We start from the raw sequence: 18661 nt of genomic DNA, 5'->3' as shown, positions 1-18661 counted from the left end.
CGCGGGATTTCGCGTCATTCGTCCTCGTCGCGTTCCCAGGCCCACCGTGGCGGCGTCGCGCGCGTGCGGACCAGCGCGACGGCCGACCAGCCCGAGATCGCCGCCGCGGCGACGAGGAGCACGCCGAACCACGAGACCGCGAAACCGCCGGCCGCGGCCAGGGCTCGCGCCGCGTCGACCCCGACGAGCAGCGCGGCCACGACCAGGCCGGCGAGGTACGACAGCAGCGCGACGATTCCCACCGGAACCGAGATCGCGTACGAGGGGCGCGGCCCCCGCAGCACGGCGGCCAGCGTGGCAGCGATCGCGATGACCGCGGCGCCGAAGCCGACGGCGCCCGGGATCGGCCCGAGACCGCGGACGGCGACGACGTCCTGGCCGGTCACCAGGCTCAGGATGCCGAGGCCGCAGATGGCGAGCGCCCCGAAGCCCACGACCGCGAACGCGGTGGCGAGCCCGGGGCGCATTCCGCCGGAGGGGGTGGACATCAGTAGCGGTGCAGCTGGGGCCCCGCCTCGAGGGTGCGCTCGTACTCCCGCTGCGCCTCGGCGTTGAGCTCGGTGACCCGGCGTCCGCGGGCGGCGACCCATGCGCCGAACCAGATCGTCAGCTCGCGACCCGCGACCAGAGCGACGAGCGCGAGCGGCGCGAACGCCTGCTCGCCGACGATGGTCAGGGCCTGGCTCGGGGCGATCGTCCAGAACGGCGCCTGGAAGAGCTGTCCGGCGATGTGCCCCGCGTAGGACGCGAGGCCCACGAGGAGTCCGAGGAGGACCCACAGGCCCCAGCGGCCGCGGTTGATGAAGGCACCCAGGATCCAGAAGGCGAGGAAGAACACCACGACGGGAACCCAGAACCACCACGAGGTGGCGGCTGCGAGGGCCTGGTCGCCGATGTTGGCCGTCGTCACCTCGCCGCGTACGGCGTCGATACCCAGGGCCGCGCCGAGGTAGATCAGCGCGAAGGCGATGGCCGCCAGGAGGCCGATGGCGCCGGCCGCTCCGCGGTTGCCCCGCGGAGTCGGCGCCTCGGGGGCCTGGACGAAGATCGGCTGCGGGCTCGGGGCCGCAGCGGCCGGCGTCTCGGCGACGGGCTCGCTCGCGCTCACGCTGCGCGTGGCGCCGGCGTCGGTGTCGTCGGCACGGTAGGCGCGCGTGGCGGTGTCGCTCGCGGCTGCTCCGCCCGCGGCGGTCGTAGCGGCGGCGCCTGCTGCCCCGCCCGCGGCGGCATCCCGGTCAGTCGTCGCCGCAGCATCCGCCTCGGCGTCGCGCGGGGTGTCCCACTCGCTCGGCGAGTTCCACGCGTCGTCCGACGACGAGCCGACGGTGTCGGTGCGCTCGTCGCGCGCTGCGGCGGCATCGATCCGAGCGGCTTCCGCGTCGGAGGTCGCTCCGTCGGCGACGGGTCGGTCGGTCGAGGCGTCGGCGCTCGCAGACCGCTCGGGGAGAGTTCCGGAACCGGCGTAGGCGGCATCCCAGTCGTCGGCCGAGACCGCATCGCGCGACGCCTCGGCGTCGGCGAGCCCGGCCCGGGCGCTGCCCACGACGTCGTCCACCGGCTTCGGCTCTTCGACCGGCTCGCCGTACTTGGGGTCGCTCATGCGATGTGCTCCTCACGCGGTGGCCGGTGCCGCCGCAGAGGCGAGGATATCCCGGCGATGCGGGCGTGCCGCGCAGGCGTGCCGACGTGTCTGCGCACCCGTGCGTGCGGGCGGACGTATCGTCGTGCCATGACCTCGCGCGCCCTCCGCCGCCTCGCGCCGGCCGCTCTCCTCGTCGCGGCCGCACTGCTCGCGGGATGCGCCCCGGAACCGGGGACCGCCGCCGGGCCGGCACCCGATACGAGCGCCTCCGCGGAGGCCCCCAGCCCGACCCCGGCCATGACGGTCTCCGCCGAAGCGGGCGGCCCGCCGCCGACGGCATCCGGCTCTGTCGTCTCGACGACGGTCCTCCCCCGCGACTGCGCCGGCATCCTGGGCGCCCCCGCACGCGCCGCGCTCGCGTCGGTGCCGCTGAACGACGCGGCCTTCGGCGAGAGCGGGTCGCTTCCGGACGGGTCGCTGCGCTGCGTCTGGGCCGACCCGGCCGCCGACACCGCGAAGATCGAGACCACGATCGCCTACGCCGAGCGCAACCCGGTGATCGACTTCTTCAACGAGCTCACCGAGATCGGGTTCACCTGCTACGAGCCGGCGGGCGGCGTGCGCTGCGAGAAGACCTGGCAGAACGCGCGCTACCCCGTCACCGACGGACGGACGCTCTTCTTCCGCGACGGCGTGCTCATCGACACCCAGTTCTCGCACCTCGCCCCCGAGGGGTACACGACCGGCATCATCACCTCGGTGTGGCCGGCGGGGGCGGCCACACCCGCTCCCTGAGGGGTCGCACGACCCGGGGCGACCGGGCGCGCAACGAGGTCAATCGCCCGACGTGAAGACCGCGTTTCCGACCCGGCTGGCGTACTGCTCGGGATGCCACGCCGACTGCGACGTCGACACCCAGCGCCCTCCCCCTGCCTCGATCGTCTCGACGAGGTCGCCGGCGGTGCGCGAGCAGAGCGTGCGCGCGCCGCGCTCGTCGCACGTGAAGCCCTGAGCGGGCAGCGCGGATGCCGCGATCGAACCGGCATCCGTCCCCACCGCTCCGACCGTGGTCGAGATCGACCCCGCGTCGGAGGTCCAGCTGCAGGTGAAGCGCACCTCGGGCGCGAGCGCCTCGACGAGGGCCACGGCGGTCGACACGGGGGCGTCCTGCGACTGGTCGAGCTTCGCGCCGGGGGCGTATTGGAGGGTCACCCAGAGCGCCTCGGGGTACAGATCCCGACACTCCTGCGGGCCGTCCGCCGCAGCGGCCTCACCGCCGGCGCCCGCTCCGCTGCCGCCGAGCAGTCCCATGCCCGTCGACACGAGCGGCACGGTCAGCACTGCCAGCACCCCGATGACGCCCGCACAGAGGACCCCGACGATCCACGCGAAGACGACATTCCGACCACCGATCCGTGCCACGTCTCCACGCTAATCCGGCGGGGAGCGCTCTCGCCCACCGACACGACGAAGGGCCCCGGGACATGCCCGGGGCCCTTCGCGAGATCAGCGATCGATCAGTTGTAGCTGGTGAAGTCGCCGTCGGTGGAGAAGCTGTCGAAGTCGACGTAGCTCAGGTCGGCGTCGCTGTACGCACCGTCCGACGCGAAGATGCGGTTGGGGTACCGCTCGCTCTTCGCCTCCTCCGTCGCCTCGACGGCCACATTGCGGTACTTCGCAAGGCCCGTTCCGGCGGGGATGAGCTTTCCGATGATGACGTTCTCCTTGAGGCCGACGAGCGGGTCGCTCTTGCCCTCCATGGCCGCCTGCGTGAGCACGCGGGTGGTCTCCTGGAACGACGCGGCCGACAGCCACGATTCGGTCGCGAGCGACGCCTTCGTGATACCCATCAGCTCGGGGCGGCCCGACGCGGGACGCTTGCCCTCGGCCACGGCCTCGCGGTTGATCTGCTGGTACTTCTTGAAGTCCACCAGCTCACCCGGGAGCAGCGTCGTGTCGGCGTGGTCGACCACGGTGACCTTCCGCAGCATCTGACGGACGATGACCTCGATGTGCTTGTCGTGGATCGGCACACCCTGCGAGCGGTAGACGCCCTGCACGCCGCCGACGAGGTACTTCTGCACCTCGCGGGCACCCTGCACGCGCATGATGTCCTTCGGGTCGAGCGTGCCCACCTGCAGCGGGTCGCCGACCTCGACGTGCTGCCCGTCCTCGACGAGGAGGGTCGCACGCTTCAGCACCGGGTAGACGAAGGGCTCGTCGCCGTTGTCGGGCGTGATGATGACCTTCTTGGCCTTCTCGGTCTCGTCGATCGTGATGCGGCCGCTGGCCTCCGCGATCGGCGACGCACCCTTGGGGGTACGTGCTTCGAAGAGCTCCTGCACGCGGGGCAGACCCTGCGTGATGTCGTCGGCCGAGGCCGAACCACCGGTGTGGAAGGTACGCATCGTCAGCTGGGTACCGGGCTCACCGATCGACTGGGCGGCGATGATGCCGACCGCCTCGCCGATGTCGACGATCTTGCCGGTGGCCAGCGAACGGCCGTAGCACTTCGCGCAGACACCCACGGCCGAGTCGCAGGTCAGGACCGAGCGGACCTTGATGGAGGTCACCCCGCCCTCGACGAGCTTGTTGATCAGCACGTCGCCCACGTCGTCACCGGCTGCGGCCAGCACCTCGCCCGAGGGCGAGACGGCGTCTGCGGCGAGGGTACGGGCGAACACCGAGTTCTCGACGTTGGCGTCCTTGATGAGGGCGCCGTCGGCACCGGGTGCGGCGATCGGGAGCTCGAGGCCCTTCGACGTGCCGCAGTCGTCCTCGCGGATGATGACGTCCTGCGAGACGTCCACCAGACGACGGGTCAGGTAACCCGAGTCGGCGGTACGCAGAGCGGTGTCGGCCAGACCCTTACGGGCACCGTGCGTCGCGGTGAAGTACTCCGCCACCGACAGCCCCTCGCGGTACGAGGAGATGATCGGACGCGGCATGATCTCACCCTTGGTGTTGTTGACCAGGCCTCGGATACCGGCGATGTTACGGATCTGCAGCCAGTTACCACGGGCGCCCGACGAGACCATGCGGTTGATGGTGTTCTCGGCGGGGAAGTTCGCCTTCATGGCGGCCTGGACCTCGTCGGTCGCCTCGGTCCAGATCTTGATCTGCTCCTGACGACGCTCGGCGTCGGTCACGAGACCCTTCTCGAACTGGCCCTGGACCTTCGAGGCGAGCTTCTCGTACTTCGAGATGATCTCGGCCTTGTTCGGCGGCGTCAGGACGTCGCTGAGCGCCACCGTGACGCCCGAGCGGGTCGCCCAGTGGAAGCCGGCGTCCTTGATCCGGTCGAGGGATGCCGCGACCTCGGTCTTGGGGTACTCCTCGGCCAGCTTGTTGACGATCTGCGACAGCTTGCCCTTGTCGGCCTGCTCGCGGACGAACGGGTAGCCCTTGGGCAGGGTGTCGTTGAAGATCGCCTGTCCGAGCGACGCGTCGACCAGACCGTGGCGCTCGTAGCCCTCGGGGGCGTCGCCCTCGAGGAACGCGAGACCCGGGATGCGGATGCGGACCTTGGCCTGCAGGTCGAGGGTGCCCTCGTCCTTCGCCAGGATCGCCTCGCCGACCGAGCCGAACACGCGGCCCTCGCCCTTGGCACCCTCGATGACCGTGGTCAGGTGGTGCAGACCGATGATCATGTCCTGCGAGGGCAGGGTGACCGGACGGCCGTCCGAGGGCTTGAGGATGTTGTTCGACGCGAGCATCAGGATGCGGGCCTCGGCCTGCGCCTCGACCGAGAGCGGCAGGTGGACGGCCATCTGGTCACCGTCGAAGTCCGCGTTGAACGCGGCGCAGACGAGCGGGTGCAGCTGGATCGCCTTGCCCTCGACGAGCTGGGGCTCGAAGGCCTGGATGCCCAGGCGGTGCAGGGTGGGTGCACGGTTGAGCAGCACGGGACGCTCGCGGATGATCTCCTCGAGCACGTCCCAGACCTCGGGACGCGTGCGCTCGACGGCACGCTTGGCCGCCTTGATGTTCTGCGAGTGACCGAGGTCGATCAGGCGCTTGATGACGAACGGCTTGAAGAGCTCGAGGGCCATCTGCTTGGGCAGACCGCACTGGTGCAGCTTCAGCTGGGGTCCGACGATGATGACCGAACGACCCGAGTAGTCGACGCGCTTTCCGAGCAGGTTCTGACGGAAACGTCCCTGCTTGCCCTTGAGCATGTCCGACAGCGACTTCAGCGCACGGTTGCCGGTACCGGTGACGGGGCGACCACGGCGGCCATTGTCGAACAGCGCGTCGACGGCCTCCTGCAGCATCCGCTTCTCGTTGTTGACGATGATCTCGGGAGCCCCGAGGTCGATCAGACGACGCAGACGGTTGTTGCGGTTGATCACGCGGCGGTACAGGTCGTTGAGGTCGGAGGTCGCGAAGCGGCCACCGTCGAGCTGGACCATCGGACGCAGCTCCGGCGGGATCACCGGGACGACGTCGAGCACCATCGAGGCCGGCGACATGCCGGTCTGCAGGAACGAGTTGACGACCTTGAGGCGCTTGATCGCACGGATCTTGCGCTGGCCCTTGCCCTCGGAGATCTGCAGGTGCAGCGAGTCGGCCTCGGCGGCCAGGTCGAACGCCGCGAGGCGACGCTGGATGCCCTCGGCGCCCATGTAGGCCTCGAAGTACTGGCCGAAGCGGTCCTGCAGCTCGTGGAAGACGTCGTCCTCCTGCTTGAGCTGGCCGACCTCGAGGGAGCGGAACTCCTCCCACACCCGCTCGAGGCGCGAGATCTGCTCGTCGAAGTTCTTGCGGACCGTCGCCATGTCCTTCTCGGCGGAGTCCTTGGCCTTCTTCTTCTGGTCGGCCTTGGCGCCGTCGGCCTCGAGGGTCGCGAGCTCCTCCTCCAGCTTGGCCAGACGCGTCGCCACGCGGGCGTCACGGCGGTCACCGAGGTTCTTGATCTCGAGGCGGAGGTTGTTCTCGTGCGTGGGGAGGTCGCGGTGACGCGCATCCTCATCGACCGAGATGACCATGTACGCGGCGAAGTAGATGACCTTCTCGAGGTCCTTCGGCGCCATGTCGAGCAGGTACCCGAGGCGCGAGGGCACGCCCTTGAAGTACCAGATGTGGGTCACGGGAGCGGCGAGCTCGATGTGGCCCATGCGCTCACGACGGACCGAGGACTTGGTGACCTCGACGCCGCAGCGCTCGCAGACGATGCCCTTGAAGCGGACGCGCTTGTACTTTCCGCAGGCGCACTCCCAGTCGCGGGAGGGGCCGAAGATCTGCTCGCCGAAGAGGCCGTCCTTCTCGGGCTTGAGCGTGCGGTAGTTGATGGTTTCGGGCTTCTTGACCTCGCCGAAGGACCAACGACGGATGTCGTCAGCAGTGGCCAGGCCGATGCGAAGCTGATCGAAGGTGTGTGACTCGAGCACTGATTCTCCTGTGTCGGAATTCTGTTCGTTGCCTGGCCGGATCAGATCTCGTCGATCGACGAGGACTCGAAGCGGCTGGAGATGTTGATGCCGAGCTCCTCCGCTGCGCGGAAGGCTTCGTCATCGGTGTCGCGGAGGTTGACCTCGGTGCCGTCGGCCGAGAGGACCTCGACGTTCAGGCAGAGCGACTGCATCTCCTTCATGAGCACCTTGAACGACTCGGGGATGCCGGGCTCCTGGATGTTCTCGCCCTTGACGATGGCCTCGTAGACCTTCACGCGACCGACGATGTCGTCGGACTTGATCGTCAGGAGCTCCTGGAGGGCGTACGCGGCGCCGTAGGCCTCGAGGGCCCACACCTCCATCTCACCGAAGCGCTGGCCACCGAACTGCGCCTTACCACCGAGCGGCTGCTGGGTGATCATCGAGTACGGGCCCGTCGAACGCGCGTGGATCTTGTCGTCGACGAGGTGGTGGAGCTTCAGGATGTACATGTAGCCGACCGAGATCGGAGCCGGGAACGGCTCGCCGGAGCGACCGTCGAACAGCTTCGTCTTGCCCGAGGAGTCGATGAGACGCTCACCGTCGCGGGTGAGGTTCGTCGAATCGAGGAGCCCTGCGATCTCGGACTCGAACGCGCCGTCGAACACCGGAGTGGCGACCTTCGTGCCGGGAGCGGCCTCACGGGCGATCTCGGGCAGGCGCTCGGCCCACTCGGGGTTGCCCTCGACCTTCCAGCCCTGCGCGGCGATCCAGCCGAGGTGCAGCTCGAGGACCTGGCCGAAGTTCATTCGACCCGGGATGCCGAGCGGGTTGAGCACGACGTCGACCGGCGTGCCGTCGGCGAGGAAGGGCATGTCCTCGACGGGGAGGATCTTCGCGATGACACCCTTGTTGCCGTGGCGGCCGGCGAGCTTGTCGCCCTCGGTGATCTTGCGCTTCTGGGCGATGTAGACCACGACGCGGCGGTTGACGCCCGAGCCGAGCTCGTCGTCGCCGTCCTCGGCGTTGAACTCCTTGACGGCGATGATGGTGCCCTGCTCACCGTGGGGGACCTTCAGCGACGTGTCGCGGACCTCGCGGCTCTTCTCGTTGAAGATCGCGCGGAGCAGACGCTCCTCGGCCGACAGCTCGGTCTCACCCTTGGGCGTGACCTTGCCGACGAGGATGTCGCCGGGACGCACCTCGGCGCCGATGCGGATGATGCCGCGCTCGTCGAGGTCCTTCAGCAGGTCGGGCGCGACGTTGGGGAGGTCACGGGTGATCTCCTCCTTGCCGAGCTTGGTGTCGCGGGCGTCGACCTCGTACTCCTCGATGTGGATCGAGGAGAGCGTGTCGTTCTTCACGAGCTCCTGGCTGAGGATGATCGCGTCCTCGAAGTTGTGGCCCTCCCACGTCATGAACGCGACGAGGAGGTTCTTGCCGAGCGCGAGCTCGCCGTTCTCGGTCGCGGGGCCGTCGGCGATGACCTCGCCGACCTCGACGCGCTCACCGGCCGAGACCACGACGCGCTGGTTGTACGACGTGCCCTGGTTCGAGCGGTCGAACTTGCGGAGGAAGTAGTCCTGCGTGCCGCCCTCGTCGAGCTGCACGGTGACGACGTCGGCCGAGACCTCGGAGACGACACCCGCCTTCTGCGCGGTGATGACGTCACCGGCGTCGATCGCGGCGTAGCCCTCCATACCGGTTCCGACCAGCGGCGAGTCGCTGCGCAGCAGCGGCACGGCCTGACGCTGCATGTTCGCACCCATGAGGGCGCGGTTGGCGTCGTCGTGCTCGAGGAAGGGGATGAGCGAGGTCGCCACCGACACCATCTGGCGCGGCGAGACGTCCATGTAGCCGATCTCCTCGTTCGGGAAGAGGTCGACCTCGCCGCCCTTACCGCGGCGGGCGAGGACGCGGTCGGCCACGAACGAGCCGTCCTTGTTGAGCTCGACACCGGCCTGCGCGACGACGTAGTCGTTCTCCTCGCTGGCGGTGAGGTAGTCGATCTCGTCGGTGACCTTGCCGTCGACGACACGACGGTACGGGGTCTCGATGAAGCCGAACGCGTTGATGCGCGCGAACGAGGCGAGCGAGCCGATCAGACCGATGTTCGGGCCTTCCGGCGTCTCGATCGGGCACATGCGGCCGTAGTGCGAGGGGTGGACGTCGCGGACCTCGACGCCGGCGCGCTCACGCGACAGACCACCGGGGCCCAGCGCCGACAGGCGGCGCTTGTGGGTCAGACCCGCGAGCGGGTTGTTCTGGTCCATGAACTGCGACAGCTGCGAGGTTCCGAAGAACTCCTTGATCGCGGCGACGACGGGGCGCACGTTGATCAGGGTCTGCGGCGTGATGGCCTCGATGTCCTGCGTGGTCATGCGCTCGCGGACGACGCGCTCCATGCGCGAGAGACCGGTGCGGACCTGGTTCTGGATGAGCTCGCCGACGGCGCGGATACGACGGTTGCCGAAGTTGTCGATGTCGTCGGTGTCGAGGCGGATCTCGGCGGGCTTGCCGTCGCGGATGCCGTCGAACGTGGCGTCGCCGCGGTGCAGACGGACCAGGTACTTGATGGTCGCGACGATGTCGGCGACGGTGAGCACCGACTCCTCGATCGGGGTGTCGAGACCCAGCTTCTGGTTGATCTTGTACCGGCCGACCTTGGCGAGGTCGTAGCGCTTGGCGTTGAAGTAGAAGTTGTCGAGGAGCGCGCGCGCTGCCTCGGCGGCGACCTGCTCGCCCGGGCGCAGCTTGCGGTAGATGTCGCGGAGCGCGTCCTCCTTGGTGAGGATCGTGTCCTTCGCGAGGGTCTCCTCGATCGAGTCGTATCCGGCGAACTCGGCCATGATGTCTTCGCTCGTCAGGCCCAGAGCCTTGAGGAAGACGGTGACCGACTGCTTGCGCTTGCGGTCGATGCGGACGCCGACCTGGTCGCGCTTGTCGATCTCGAACTCGAGCCATGCGCCGCGCGAGGGGATGACGCGCGCCGAGACGATGTCCTTATCGGAGGTCTTGTCGGGCGTCTTGTCGAAGTAGACGCCGGGCGAACGGACGAGCTGCGACACGACGACGCGCTCGGTGCCGTTGATGATGAAGGTGCCCTTGCCGGTCTGGAGCGGGAAGTCGCCCATGAAGACCGTCTGGGTCTTGATCTCACCGGTGAGGTGGTTCATGAACTCGGCCTCGACGTAGAGCGGGGCCGCGTAGGTCTTGCCGCGCTCCTTGCACTCCTCGATGGAGTACTTCTCGGGCTCGAGGTACGGGTTGGTGAACGAGAGCTGCATCGTCTCGCCGAGGTCCTCGATGGGCGAGATCTCCTCGAAGATCTCCTCGAGGCCGCTCTGGAGGGCGACGTCGGTGCGGCCGGCGGCCTGCGCCTCGGCGAGGCGGGCCTTCCAGGCGTCGTTGCCGACGAGCCAGTCGAAAGACTCCGTCTGCAGCGCCAGCAGGTCGGGGACCGTCAGCTTGTCGGAGATCTTCGCGAACGAGAGGCGGGAAGCGCCGCGACCGTTCTTGGGGGTGGTGGTGGATGCGTTGCTCGCAGCAGCCAAGGGGATTACCTCCGTGGCCCGGGTGGGGCCGGTTCCTTGTCGTCAGGTGGAGTGCTCCCGGTCCGAGCTCTCGCGTCTCACGCCGTCGGACGGGGCGGAATCGCGCAGAGCACAAGCCGACCACCATATGAGGGCAAGGGGGACGGGAGCGCAACTACCAACTATAGGCGTCGCGACGCGCCATGTCCAGCGCAATCCTTGACGACCCCCGGATGCTGCGGTATAAATGCGCGCCACCCGAGGTCGTGGGTCACTCCCAGGCCCAGCTCGAGAGCACCGTGTCCGCGAGGCGACGTCGATCGTCGTCGGTGGTGTCGGCCGGAGACGCGATGGTGATGACGAAGGTCTGCTCGTCCTGCGTCGCGTAGTACTGGTCGATCAGCGTCTCCGCGCCGTCCTGCGCGAGCGTCGCCACGAGGTGGGCCGACTCGCTGCCCGCGATGTCGACACGATCCTCCAGCGACACGTCGGTGGCCCCGACCGCCTCGAGGCTCGCGGCCCCGTCGGCCTCGACATCGGCCGGCGTGATGACGCCGGGAGAGACGACCACGCTGATGTAGCGGCCGTCGGCGTCGGCGGACTCCGAGACGAAGACGTCGACCTGCCCATCCGTCGGGTCCTCGGCGGGAACCGCCCAGCCAGCCGGCACGGCGAAGCTGTAGCCGGTCCCGCGCACGGTCTCGCCGGGGGCGGCGTCGCTCGGCGAGGTCGCGGTGGGCGTCGGAGTCGCCGATGCCGAGCCGGGTGCGGGTGACTCGGAGGACCCGTCGGTCCCGCCCGGCCGCGCGTCGCACGCCGCGAGCAGCAGCGCCGCCGAGATGAGCGCGGCGGCGATCGGAGCGATCCGGGAGCGCGTCATGCATCACACGCTAGGCGAATCCGCCGCGCCGGAACTCCCCTTGACACGCGAACGCGCCGCCCGCTGCGAGAGCGGACGGCGCGTTGCGGACGTGCGGATCAGGCCCACGCCCACGAGGCGAGGACCGCGTCGTAGACCGCCGCGCGGTCGGCCTCCGAGACGTCGGGGCTGAACGAGAAGGTCACGACGTAGGTCTGGTCGTCGTGCGACGGGTAGAACTGGTCGACGTTGTAGGTGACGTCCTGCTGCGTGACGGATGCCGAGATGTGGGCCGACTCGCCGCCGGCGATCGAGGTGCGCTCCTGGACGGTGACGTCGGTCGCGCCCGCCTGCCCCTCGAGCTCCTCGACGCCGTACTTCTCGACGTCATCGGCGGAGATCGCCTGCGGCGCGGGCGAGAGCACGACGTTGACGTTGTCGGCGAACGTCGCCGAGGGGTCGGAGAGATCGGCGACGAACACGTCGACCTGCTCCATGCCGGGGAGCTGCTGCTCGGGGATCGCCCACCCCTCGGGCACCGAGAAGCTGTAGCCCGTTCCGGTGATCATCTCGCCCGACGCGGGCGCGACATCGGGCGCGCTGGCGGCCGGAGCGGACGACGACGAGGACGAGGGGGCGGACGACGCGCCGGCGTCCCCCGACGCCGCGGTGTCGCCCGACTGCCCGCCGCATCCGGCGAGGAGAAGAGCCGCGGAGACGAGCAGCGCGGCGGAGGTGGTGGTCTTGGTGCGAGTCATGGCTTCGACGCTAGGGGACCCGCCGCATCCGCACGGGGTCTTGACACGGGGAGTTCTCCCCCTTGACGAATCAGCCTCGCTGAGCGGTATCCGCGCCTCGAACCGTCGGACGCAACCGCACGCGATCGCCGGGTCGGGCCTGCGCGAGCCGGTTCCGGCCCGCCGATGTCACGACACCCACGACGGGGTACCCGCCCGTCACGGGCGCGTCGACTCCGAACACGACGGGTTGGCCGGCCGGCGGAACCTGGATCGCCCCCGGCACCATCCCCTCGCTCGCCAGCTCCTCGCCGCGCGCGCGTTCGAGGCGTGGCCCTTCCAGGCGGATGCCGACCCGGTCGGCCGCCGCCGACACGACCCAGGTCGCCTCGGCGAGCAGGCGGCGGGACGAAGCGGTGAGCCAGTCCGCGCGCGGGCCGATCGTGAACGGAATGTCGAGGGGAACGGCATCCGTGCCCGTCGGCGGCAGACCCCACGGATGCAGCGGCAGCGCGGGGACCGGCCCGGCGGTCTCGCGTCCGGCGGCGACGACGTCACCCGGCCGAAGCGGCGGCGGGCCGAGCCCCGAGAGCGTGTCGGTCGACCGCGAGCCCAGAACGGGGGCGATGTCCCATCCGCCGCGCACTGCGAGGTAGGCGCGGGTGCCAGCGAGGAATCCGTCGAGGCGCAGCTCGGCCCCGGCGGGCCACGCATGCACGACGTACGGGTCACCGGTCCGGCCGTCGATCTCGACCCGCGCCCACGCGCCCGTCACGACCACCGTCAGATCGCGTTCCGCCACGGCCCGGAAACCGCCGACGGCGATCTCGATCGCGGCCACCCCGTCACGATTGCCGACGAGACGGTTGGCGAGCGCCCAGGCGGCGGGGTCGGCCGCGCCCGCCGCGCCGACGCCCTCGGCGGCACGACCCGAGCGGCCGGCATCCTGAACCGTCGCCTGCGGGCCCGGCGAGATGACGCGGATGCCGCCGGGAGCGGTGACAGGCTCCGAGCGGGCGCCCGGCTCCCCCGCAGTCGACGACGCGGTGCGACCGGGCAGGGCGGCGTCCGACCCGACGGCGCGGGCGCGCGCGGGATCGAATCGCACGGCGCCACCGGGAACGAGGAGCGCGGGCTGGGCGGCATCCGGATCGAACAGCGGCGCGTCCGTCGTGCCGATGAGCTGCCACCCTCCCGGGGTCTCGCGGGGGTACGCGCCCGAGAAGGCTCCGGCCAGACCGACCGACCCCGCCGGCACCCTCGTCCGCGGCGAGGGCCGGCGCGGGATGTCGAGATCCCAGCCCGCACCGACGAGATAGCCGAACCCGGGGGCGAAGCCCGTGAAGGCGACCGTCCAGTCCGTGGCGACGTGGCGAGCGGCGAGCGCCTCGGGGCTGAAGCCGAGTGCGGCGGCGAGATCGTCGAGGTCGTCGCCGTCGTAGCGGATCGGCAGCGTCACGGGCGCGGGGGCGGATGCCGGCGGCGCCGCTGACGATGCAGCGGTCGAGACCCAGGCGCGGGCCGCGGCCAGGGACAGCGCGACGGGATCGACGCGGACGAGGACCGTCGCCGCCGCGGGCACGACGTCGATGACGCCCGCCGGCGGCGCAGCGGTCAGCCGCGCGTGCAGCGCCATCACCTCCGCCAGGTCCGAGACCTCGACGAGCACCGCGTCGGGCCCCATCGGCAGCATCCTCATGCCGTCGTCCCGGGTTCGGCACGCCCACGGCGACCCCGTCTGCGCGATCCTGCCGGCGAAGCGGGCCCGACGGTCACCACGGCGAGCGCACCTCGATCCCCGCGGCATCGAGCGCCGACCGCACCGCGCGAGCCATCGCGACGGCACCGGGGGAATCGCCGTGCACGCAGAGCGATGTCGCGTCGGTGTGCACCGTCTCGCCCGAGACCGCGACCACGACCCCCTCGGACGCGAGGCGCAGGGCACGCTCGGCGACGAGGCCCGGGTCGTCGAGCAGGGCGCCGGGAGCCCCGCGCGGGACCAGCGAGCCGTCGGCGCGATAGCCGCGGTCGAGGAAGGCCTCGCGGTGGAACGGCAGGCCGGCATCCGACGCCGCCGACGCGATCGCACCGCCCAGACCCAGCACCGGGACCGCCCGGCCGAGCTCGGCCGACAGGTCTGCCACCGCAGCGGCGACGGCTCGCGCGGTCGCGGCATCCTCCGTCGCGGCGTGATAGAGCGCCCCGTGCGGCTTGACGTAACGGATGTCGCCGCCCGCCGCGACGAGCGCACGCAGTTGCGCGACGACCTGCGGCCGCAGCACGTCAGGCTCGACGGCGACCCGCACCCGCCCGAACCCGGCCCGGTCGAGATAGGAGGGGTGGGCCCCGACCGCGACGCGGGCGGCAGCCGCTCCGGCCACGGCTGTCCGCATCGACGCCGCGTCGCCGGCATGCCCGCCGCAGGCGATCGACGCGCTCGACACGAGGGCGAACATCGCGGCGTCGTCCGCCGTTGCGACACCGTCGACCGTCTCGCCCAGGTCTGCGTTGAGGTCCATGGACCAACGCTAGCCCGCGCCGCCGTACCCGGCTGTGCCGTCGCAGGCTGAACACCTCCACCAGCCCCGCGAACGGCACCCCGGGGCGGCTCAGCCTGTCCACGGCGCGAGCACGCCCGGTCCGCGACACGACGCGACACGACGGCCCGGCGTTACGTCGATGTAACGGGTGGGCCCGACACGGTGCGCTCGGCGCCGCGGGCGGGCAGGATGGGCCAATGGCAGACTCCTCCACTCCCCTGCTGCGGGTGAGCGACATGGCCGTCGACTTCCGCACGCTCGAAGGCCCGGTGCACGCGGTCGAAGGTGTCGACCTCGAGATCTCAGCGGGCGAGACGGTCGCGATCGTCGGCGAATCGGGCTCGGGCAAGTCGACGACGGCGATGGCGGTGATCGGGCTCCTCCCCGGCAACGGGCGCGTCGTGCGCGGCAGCATCCGCCTCGACGGCGAAGAGCTCGTCGGTGCCCCTGAGAGCACGCTGCGCCGCATCCGCGGCGGGTCGATCGGACTCGTGCCGCAGGACCCCATGTCGAACCTCAACCCCGTGTCGAAGATCGGCACCCAGGTCGCCGAGACCCTGCTCGCGCACGGGCTCGCCACCTCGAAGGACGTCGACGCCAAGGTCGTCGAGACCCTCGCCGCCGCGGGCCTCCCGGATGCCGCCGAGCGCGCGAAGCAGTACCCGCACGAGTTCTCGGGCGGGATGCGGCAGCGCGCGCTCATCGCGATCGGGCTGGCGTGCAACCCGCGGCTGCTCATCGCGGACGAGCCCACGAGTGCCCTCGACGTGACGGTGCAGAAGACGATCCTCGATCAGCTCGGCCGGATGACGGGTGAGCTGGGCACGTCGGTGCTGCTCATCACCCACGACCTCGGCCTCGCCGCCGAGCGGGCCGCCCGCGTCGTCGTCATGCACCGCGGCCGGATCGTCGAGCAGGGTCCGGCCCGCCAGATCCTCGAGGACCCGCAGCAGCCCTACACGCAGGCTCTCGTCAAGGCGGCCCCGTCGGTCGCGGCGGTGCGCCTGCGGCCCGAGGCCTACCGCGCGACACCGCCGCCCGCTGCGATCGCCGGCCCCGCGGCATCCGTCTCCCCCGCAGCGCAGGCACCGGCCGAGCCGGCACGGCGCGACAACATCGTCGAGATCGAGAACCTCACGAAGCTGTACAAGATCCGCGGGCGCAAGGACGACTTCGCCGCCGTCAGCGACGTCTCCCTCGCCATCCCACGCGGCGAGACGGTCGCGATCGTCGGCGAGTCCGGATCGGGCAAGACGACGACGGCCCGGATGCTGCTGAAGGTGATCGAGCCGACGTCGGGAACGATCCGCTTCGAGGGGCAGGACGTCGCCGGGCTGAAGGGTGCGCAGCTGCGCGAGTTCCGGCAGAGGGTGCAGCCCATCTTCCAGGACCCGTACTCGTCGCTGAACCCGATGTTCACGATCGAGCGGATCATCGCCGAGCCACTGGAGTTCTACAAGCGCGGCACCGCGAAGGACCGCGCCGGTCGCGTGCGGAAGCTGCTCGACGACGTCGCCCTGCCGCAGACGATGCTGCGCCGATACCCGTCCGAGCTCTCGGGCGGCCAGCGTCAGCGCGTCGCGATCGCGCGTGCCCTCGCGCTGAACCCCGAGCTGATCGTCTGCGACGAGCCGGTGTCGGCGCTCGACGTGCTCGTGCAGGACCAGATTCTCACGCTGCTGCGCGACCTGCAGGGCGAGTACGGACTGAGCTACCTCTTCATCTCCCACGACCTGGCCGTGGTGCGCCTGATCTCGGACTACGTCTGCGTCATGAAGGACGGCGCGCTCGTCGAGGCGGCGTCGAGCGAGGAGATCTTCACCAACCCGCGCGACCCGTACACGCGGCGGCTGCTCTCCTCGATCCCGGGCAACGAGCTCGACATCGCCTCCTGACCCGGCGCCTCCTGCCACCCCGAGGGCTCCCCGTCGCGCCCGGCGGCGATACAGCCGTAGGACCGATGGGGCTGGTGCAGCCAGCGAAGACCGGTGAGGCGACACCAGCCCCACCGGTCCTGCAGGTGTATCGCAGAGCCGCGACCCCGGGCCAGGTCAGCGGGCCCGGGTGCGCGGGTCCATGGCCTCGCGCAGCGATTCGCCGAGCAGCGTGAAGCCGAGCGCGGTGATCATGATGCACAGGCCCGGGAGGAACGCGAGCCACGGGGCGATCGCGAGCTCGTTCTGCGCGTAGGTCAGCATGCGGCCCCACTCGGCGGTCGCCGCTCCGCCGCCGCCGAGGCCGAGGAACGACAGCGCCGCGGCGTCGATGACGGCGGTCGCGAGAGTGAGCGTCCCCTGGACGATGACGGGCCCGAGGCTGTTGGGCAGCACATGGCTCATCGTGATCTTGCCGCGGCCGAGCCCGAGGGTCTGCGCCGAGAGGATGTAGTCGGCGCTGCGCTGCTGCAGCATCGACGCCCGCAGGAGACGCGCGAAGATGGGCACCTGCGAGGCTCCGATGGCGATCATGATCGCGAGCTGCGACTGACCGAGGATCGCCGCGATCGAGACGGCGAGCAGCAGGTTGGGGACCGACAGGAGGATGTCGACGAACCGCATGACGACGGTGTCGACCCAGCCCCCGAACATGCCGGCGATCAGGCCCAGGAGCATGCCGCCGGCGAGACCGAACGCGGTCGAGATGACGCCGATGAGCAGCGAGGCCCGCGCACCCCAGATGAGCTTCGACAGCACGTCGCCGCCGAAGCGGTCGAGGCCGAGCGGGAAGCCGGCGATCTCGCCGGGACCGGGGATGTGGGTCGGGGTGACCTCGCGCGCGCCGGGGAGGGCCGTCTCGGGGTAGGGCGCGAGCCAGGGTGCGAGGATCGCCACGAGGAGGAAGACCAGCACGATGCCGGCGCCGATCCAGGCCACCGGGTTGCGGCGCAGGCGCGCGAAGACGTCGTGCCAGAACCCGCCGCCGGTGCGGGCCTCGAGCACCTCGTGCTCGGCGACGGCGGTGGCGGGTCCGTCGCCGGGGGCGGGCGGGAGCGCGTTGGTGCTCATGAGACCCTCACTCTCGGATCGATCAGGCTGTACGAGACATCGACGATGAGGTTGATGAGCGCGTAGATGACGGCGATGAAGAGGATGAAGCCCTGCAGCACCGGGAAGTCGCGGGCGCTGATGGCCCGGGCCAGGAACGAGCCGATCCCGGGGAAGGCGAACACTGTCTCGGTGAGGATCGCTCCGGCCAGCAGCAGCCCGACCTGGAGGCCGACGGTCGTGGCGACCGGCAGCATGGCGTTGCGCAGGATGAAGCGGCCGCGGAGCGTGCGGCGGGCGATGCCCTTGGCCCGGCCGGTGCGCACGTAGTCGGAGTTCTGCACCTCGAGCACCGAGGCGCGGGTGATGCGCACGATGATCGCGAGCGGGATCGTGCCGAGGGCGAGCGCCGGCAGGATGAGGTGCAAGACGGCATCCCCGGCGGCGTCGAACTCTCCGGTGAGCAGACCGTCGAGCACGTAGAAGTTCGTGTAGTGGGTCGCGTCGATGCGCGGGTCCTGGCGGCCATCCGAGGGCAGCCAGCCGAGCTGGACGGCGAAGACGTACTTGAGGATGAACGCCAGGAAGAACACCGGGATCGTGACGCCGACGAGGCTCAGCACGACGGCGACGTGGTCGCTGACCTTCCCGTGGTGGCGGGCGGCGAGGTACCCGAGCGGGATGCCGATGCCGACGGCGAAGATCAGGGCGGCGATCGAGAGCTCGACGGTCGCCGGGAAGCGCCGGAGGAACTCCTCGACGACGGGGCGCCCGGTCTCGATCGACGACCCGAAGTCGCCGGTGAGCAGCCGCCCCATATAGGTGGCGTACTGCTCGAGGATCGGCCGGTTGAAGCCGTACAGCTCGTTGATCCGGGCGATCGCCTCGGGGGTCGCCTTCTCGCCGAGGAGGGCGACGGCGGGGCCGCCGGGCAGGGCGCGGACCCAGAGGAAGAGGAGGATGCTGAGCCCGAGGAGCGTGGGGATCAGCAGAAGCAGCCGTTGGCCGATGGTTCGCAGCAACGCGGAATCTTTCGGTCGAGGAGTGCGGGGCG

At 70.5% G+C, this 18661-nt stretch carries 13 protein-coding genes; 2 read left to right on the top strand and 11 right to left on the bottom strand.

Going from position 1 to position 18661, the window contains the following annotated elements:
• Positions 1-14 precede the first annotated feature (14 nt).
• Together ABIC53_RS14445 and ABIC53_RS14440 are read right to left on the bottom strand one after the other, a co-directional pair.
• On the bottom strand, positions 15-488 hold the full coding sequence (locus ABIC53_RS14445) for a DUF6121 family protein (RefSeq protein ID WP_354452004.1): 474 nt from the start codon (positions 486-488) through the stop codon (positions 15-17).
• Positions 488-1600: an ABC transporter gene (locus ABIC53_RS14440; protein WP_354452002.1), complete on the bottom strand. Its 1113-nt coding sequence runs from the start codon at positions 1598-1600 to the stop codon at positions 488-490. Before ABIC53_RS14440 ends, ABIC53_RS14445 begins: the two co-directional genes overlap by 1 nt.
• A gap of 129 nt (positions 1601-1729) precedes the next feature.
• Between ABIC53_RS14440 and ABIC53_RS14435 the strand changes: the two genes are divergently transcribed.
• Complete coding sequence (locus tag ABIC53_RS14435) at positions 1730-2377, top strand: hypothetical protein (RefSeq protein WP_354452000.1); 648 nt, start codon at positions 1730-1732, stop codon at positions 2375-2377.
• 39 nt (positions 2378-2416) lie between these two features.
• Here ABIC53_RS14435 and ABIC53_RS14430 read toward each other — a convergent pair whose 3' ends face one another.
• The 7 genes from ABIC53_RS14430 to pxpA all read right to left on the bottom strand — a co-directional run bounded on the left by ABIC53_RS14430 (position 2417) and on the right by pxpA (position 14602).
• On the bottom strand, positions 2417-3004 hold the full coding sequence (locus ABIC53_RS14430) for a hypothetical protein (RefSeq protein ID WP_354451998.1): 588 nt from the start codon (positions 3002-3004) through the stop codon (positions 2417-2419).
• Positions 3005-3099: 95 nt separating this feature from the next.
• On the bottom strand, positions 3100-6972 hold the full coding sequence (locus ABIC53_RS14425) for a DNA-directed RNA polymerase subunit beta' (RefSeq protein WP_112617781.1): 3873 nt from the start codon (positions 6970-6972) through the stop codon (positions 3100-3102).
• Positions 6973-7013: 41 nt separating this feature from the next.
• Positions 7014-10508, bottom strand: coding sequence for a DNA-directed RNA polymerase subunit beta (gene rpoB, locus ABIC53_RS14420; protein ID WP_112617780.1), 3495 nt, complete (start codon positions 10506-10508; stop codon positions 7014-7016).
• A 250-nt stretch (positions 10509-10758) separates the two neighbouring features.
• On the bottom strand, positions 10759-11367 hold the full coding sequence (locus ABIC53_RS14415) for a hypothetical protein (protein WP_354451995.1): 609 nt from the start codon (positions 11365-11367) through the stop codon (positions 10759-10761).
• 98 nt (positions 11368-11465) lie between these two features.
• On the bottom strand, positions 11466-12104 hold the full coding sequence (locus tag ABIC53_RS14410) for a hypothetical protein (protein WP_354451993.1): 639 nt from the start codon (positions 12102-12104) through the stop codon (positions 11466-11468).
• A 70-nt stretch (positions 12105-12174) separates the two neighbouring features.
• Positions 12175-13782 carry a 5-oxoprolinase subunit B/C family protein gene (locus tag ABIC53_RS14405; protein WP_354451991.1) on the bottom strand — a complete coding sequence of 536 codons (1608 nt, stop codon included), beginning with the start codon at positions 13780-13782 and terminating at the stop codon, positions 12175-12177.
• 73 nt (positions 13783-13855) lie between these two features.
• A complete protein-coding gene (gene pxpA / locus ABIC53_RS14400; protein ID WP_354451989.1) occupies positions 13856-14602 on the bottom strand; it encodes a 5-oxoprolinase subunit PxpA in 747 nt (248 codons plus the stop codon).
• Positions 14603-14820: 218 nt separating this feature from the next.
• Between pxpA and ABIC53_RS14395 the strand changes: the two genes are divergently transcribed.
• Positions 14821-16518, top strand: a complete 1698-nt coding sequence (locus tag ABIC53_RS14395; protein ID WP_354451987.1) for an ABC transporter ATP-binding protein — start codon at positions 14821-14823, stop codon at positions 16516-16518.
• A 156-nt stretch (positions 16519-16674) separates the two neighbouring features.
• Here ABIC53_RS14395 and ABIC53_RS14390 read toward each other — a convergent pair whose 3' ends face one another.
• Positions 16675-17628: an ABC transporter permease gene (locus ABIC53_RS14390; RefSeq protein WP_112617774.1), complete on the bottom strand. Its 954-nt coding sequence runs from the start codon at positions 17626-17628 to the stop codon at positions 16675-16677.
• Entirely contained in the window at positions 17625-18629 is a 1005-nt protein-coding gene (locus ABIC53_RS14385; protein ID WP_354451985.1) for an ABC transporter permease, read from the bottom strand. Before ABIC53_RS14385 ends, ABIC53_RS14390 begins: the two co-directional genes overlap by 4 nt.
• Positions 18630-18661: the final 32 nt, after the last annotated feature.

The organism is Microbacterium sp. 1262, assembly GCF_040544895.1.
Classification (GTDB): Bacteria; Actinomycetota; Actinomycetes; order Actinomycetales; family Microbacteriaceae; genus Microbacterium; species Microbacterium plantarum.
The sequence above is the reverse complement of the archived record's forward strand: the minus strand, read 5'-3'. Positions and strand labels throughout refer to the sequence as shown.

Excerpts from the sequence above, each read along its gene's own strand:
- ABIC53_RS14445 (WP_354452004.1), bottom strand. The coding sequence starts at position 488 with ATGTCCACCCCCTCCGGCGGAATGCGCCCCGGGCTCGCCACCGCGTTC.
- ABIC53_RS14415 (WP_354451995.1), bottom strand. The coding sequence starts at position 11,367 with ATGACGCGCTCCCGGATCGCTCCGATCGCCGCCGCGCTCATCTCGGCG.
- ABIC53_RS14390 (WP_112617774.1), bottom strand. The coding sequence starts at position 17,628 with ATGAGCACCAACGCGCTCCCGCCCGCCCCCGGCGACGGACCCGCCACC.
- ABIC53_RS14435 (WP_354452000.1), top strand. The coding sequence starts at position 1,730 with ATGACCTCGCGCGCCCTCCGCCGCCTCGCGCCGGCCGCTCTCCTCGTC.
- ABIC53_RS14395 (WP_354451987.1), top strand. The coding sequence starts at position 14,821 with ATGGCAGACTCCTCCACTCCCCTGCTGCGGGTGAGCGACATGGCCGTC.
- ABIC53_RS14410 (WP_354451993.1), bottom strand. The coding sequence starts at position 12,104 with ATGACTCGCACCAAGACCACCACCTCCGCCGCGCTGCTCGTCTCCGCG.
- pxpA (WP_354451989.1), bottom strand. The coding sequence starts at position 14,602 with ATGGACCTCAACGCAGACCTGGGCGAGACGGTCGACGGTGTCGCAACG.
- ABIC53_RS14405 (WP_354451991.1), bottom strand. The coding sequence starts at position 13,782 with ATGAGGATGCTGCCGATGGGGCCCGACGCGGTGCTCGTCGAGGTCTCG.
- ABIC53_RS14440 (WP_354452002.1), bottom strand. The coding sequence starts at position 1,600 with ATGAGCGACCCCAAGTACGGCGAGCCGGTCGAAGAGCCGAAGCCGGTG.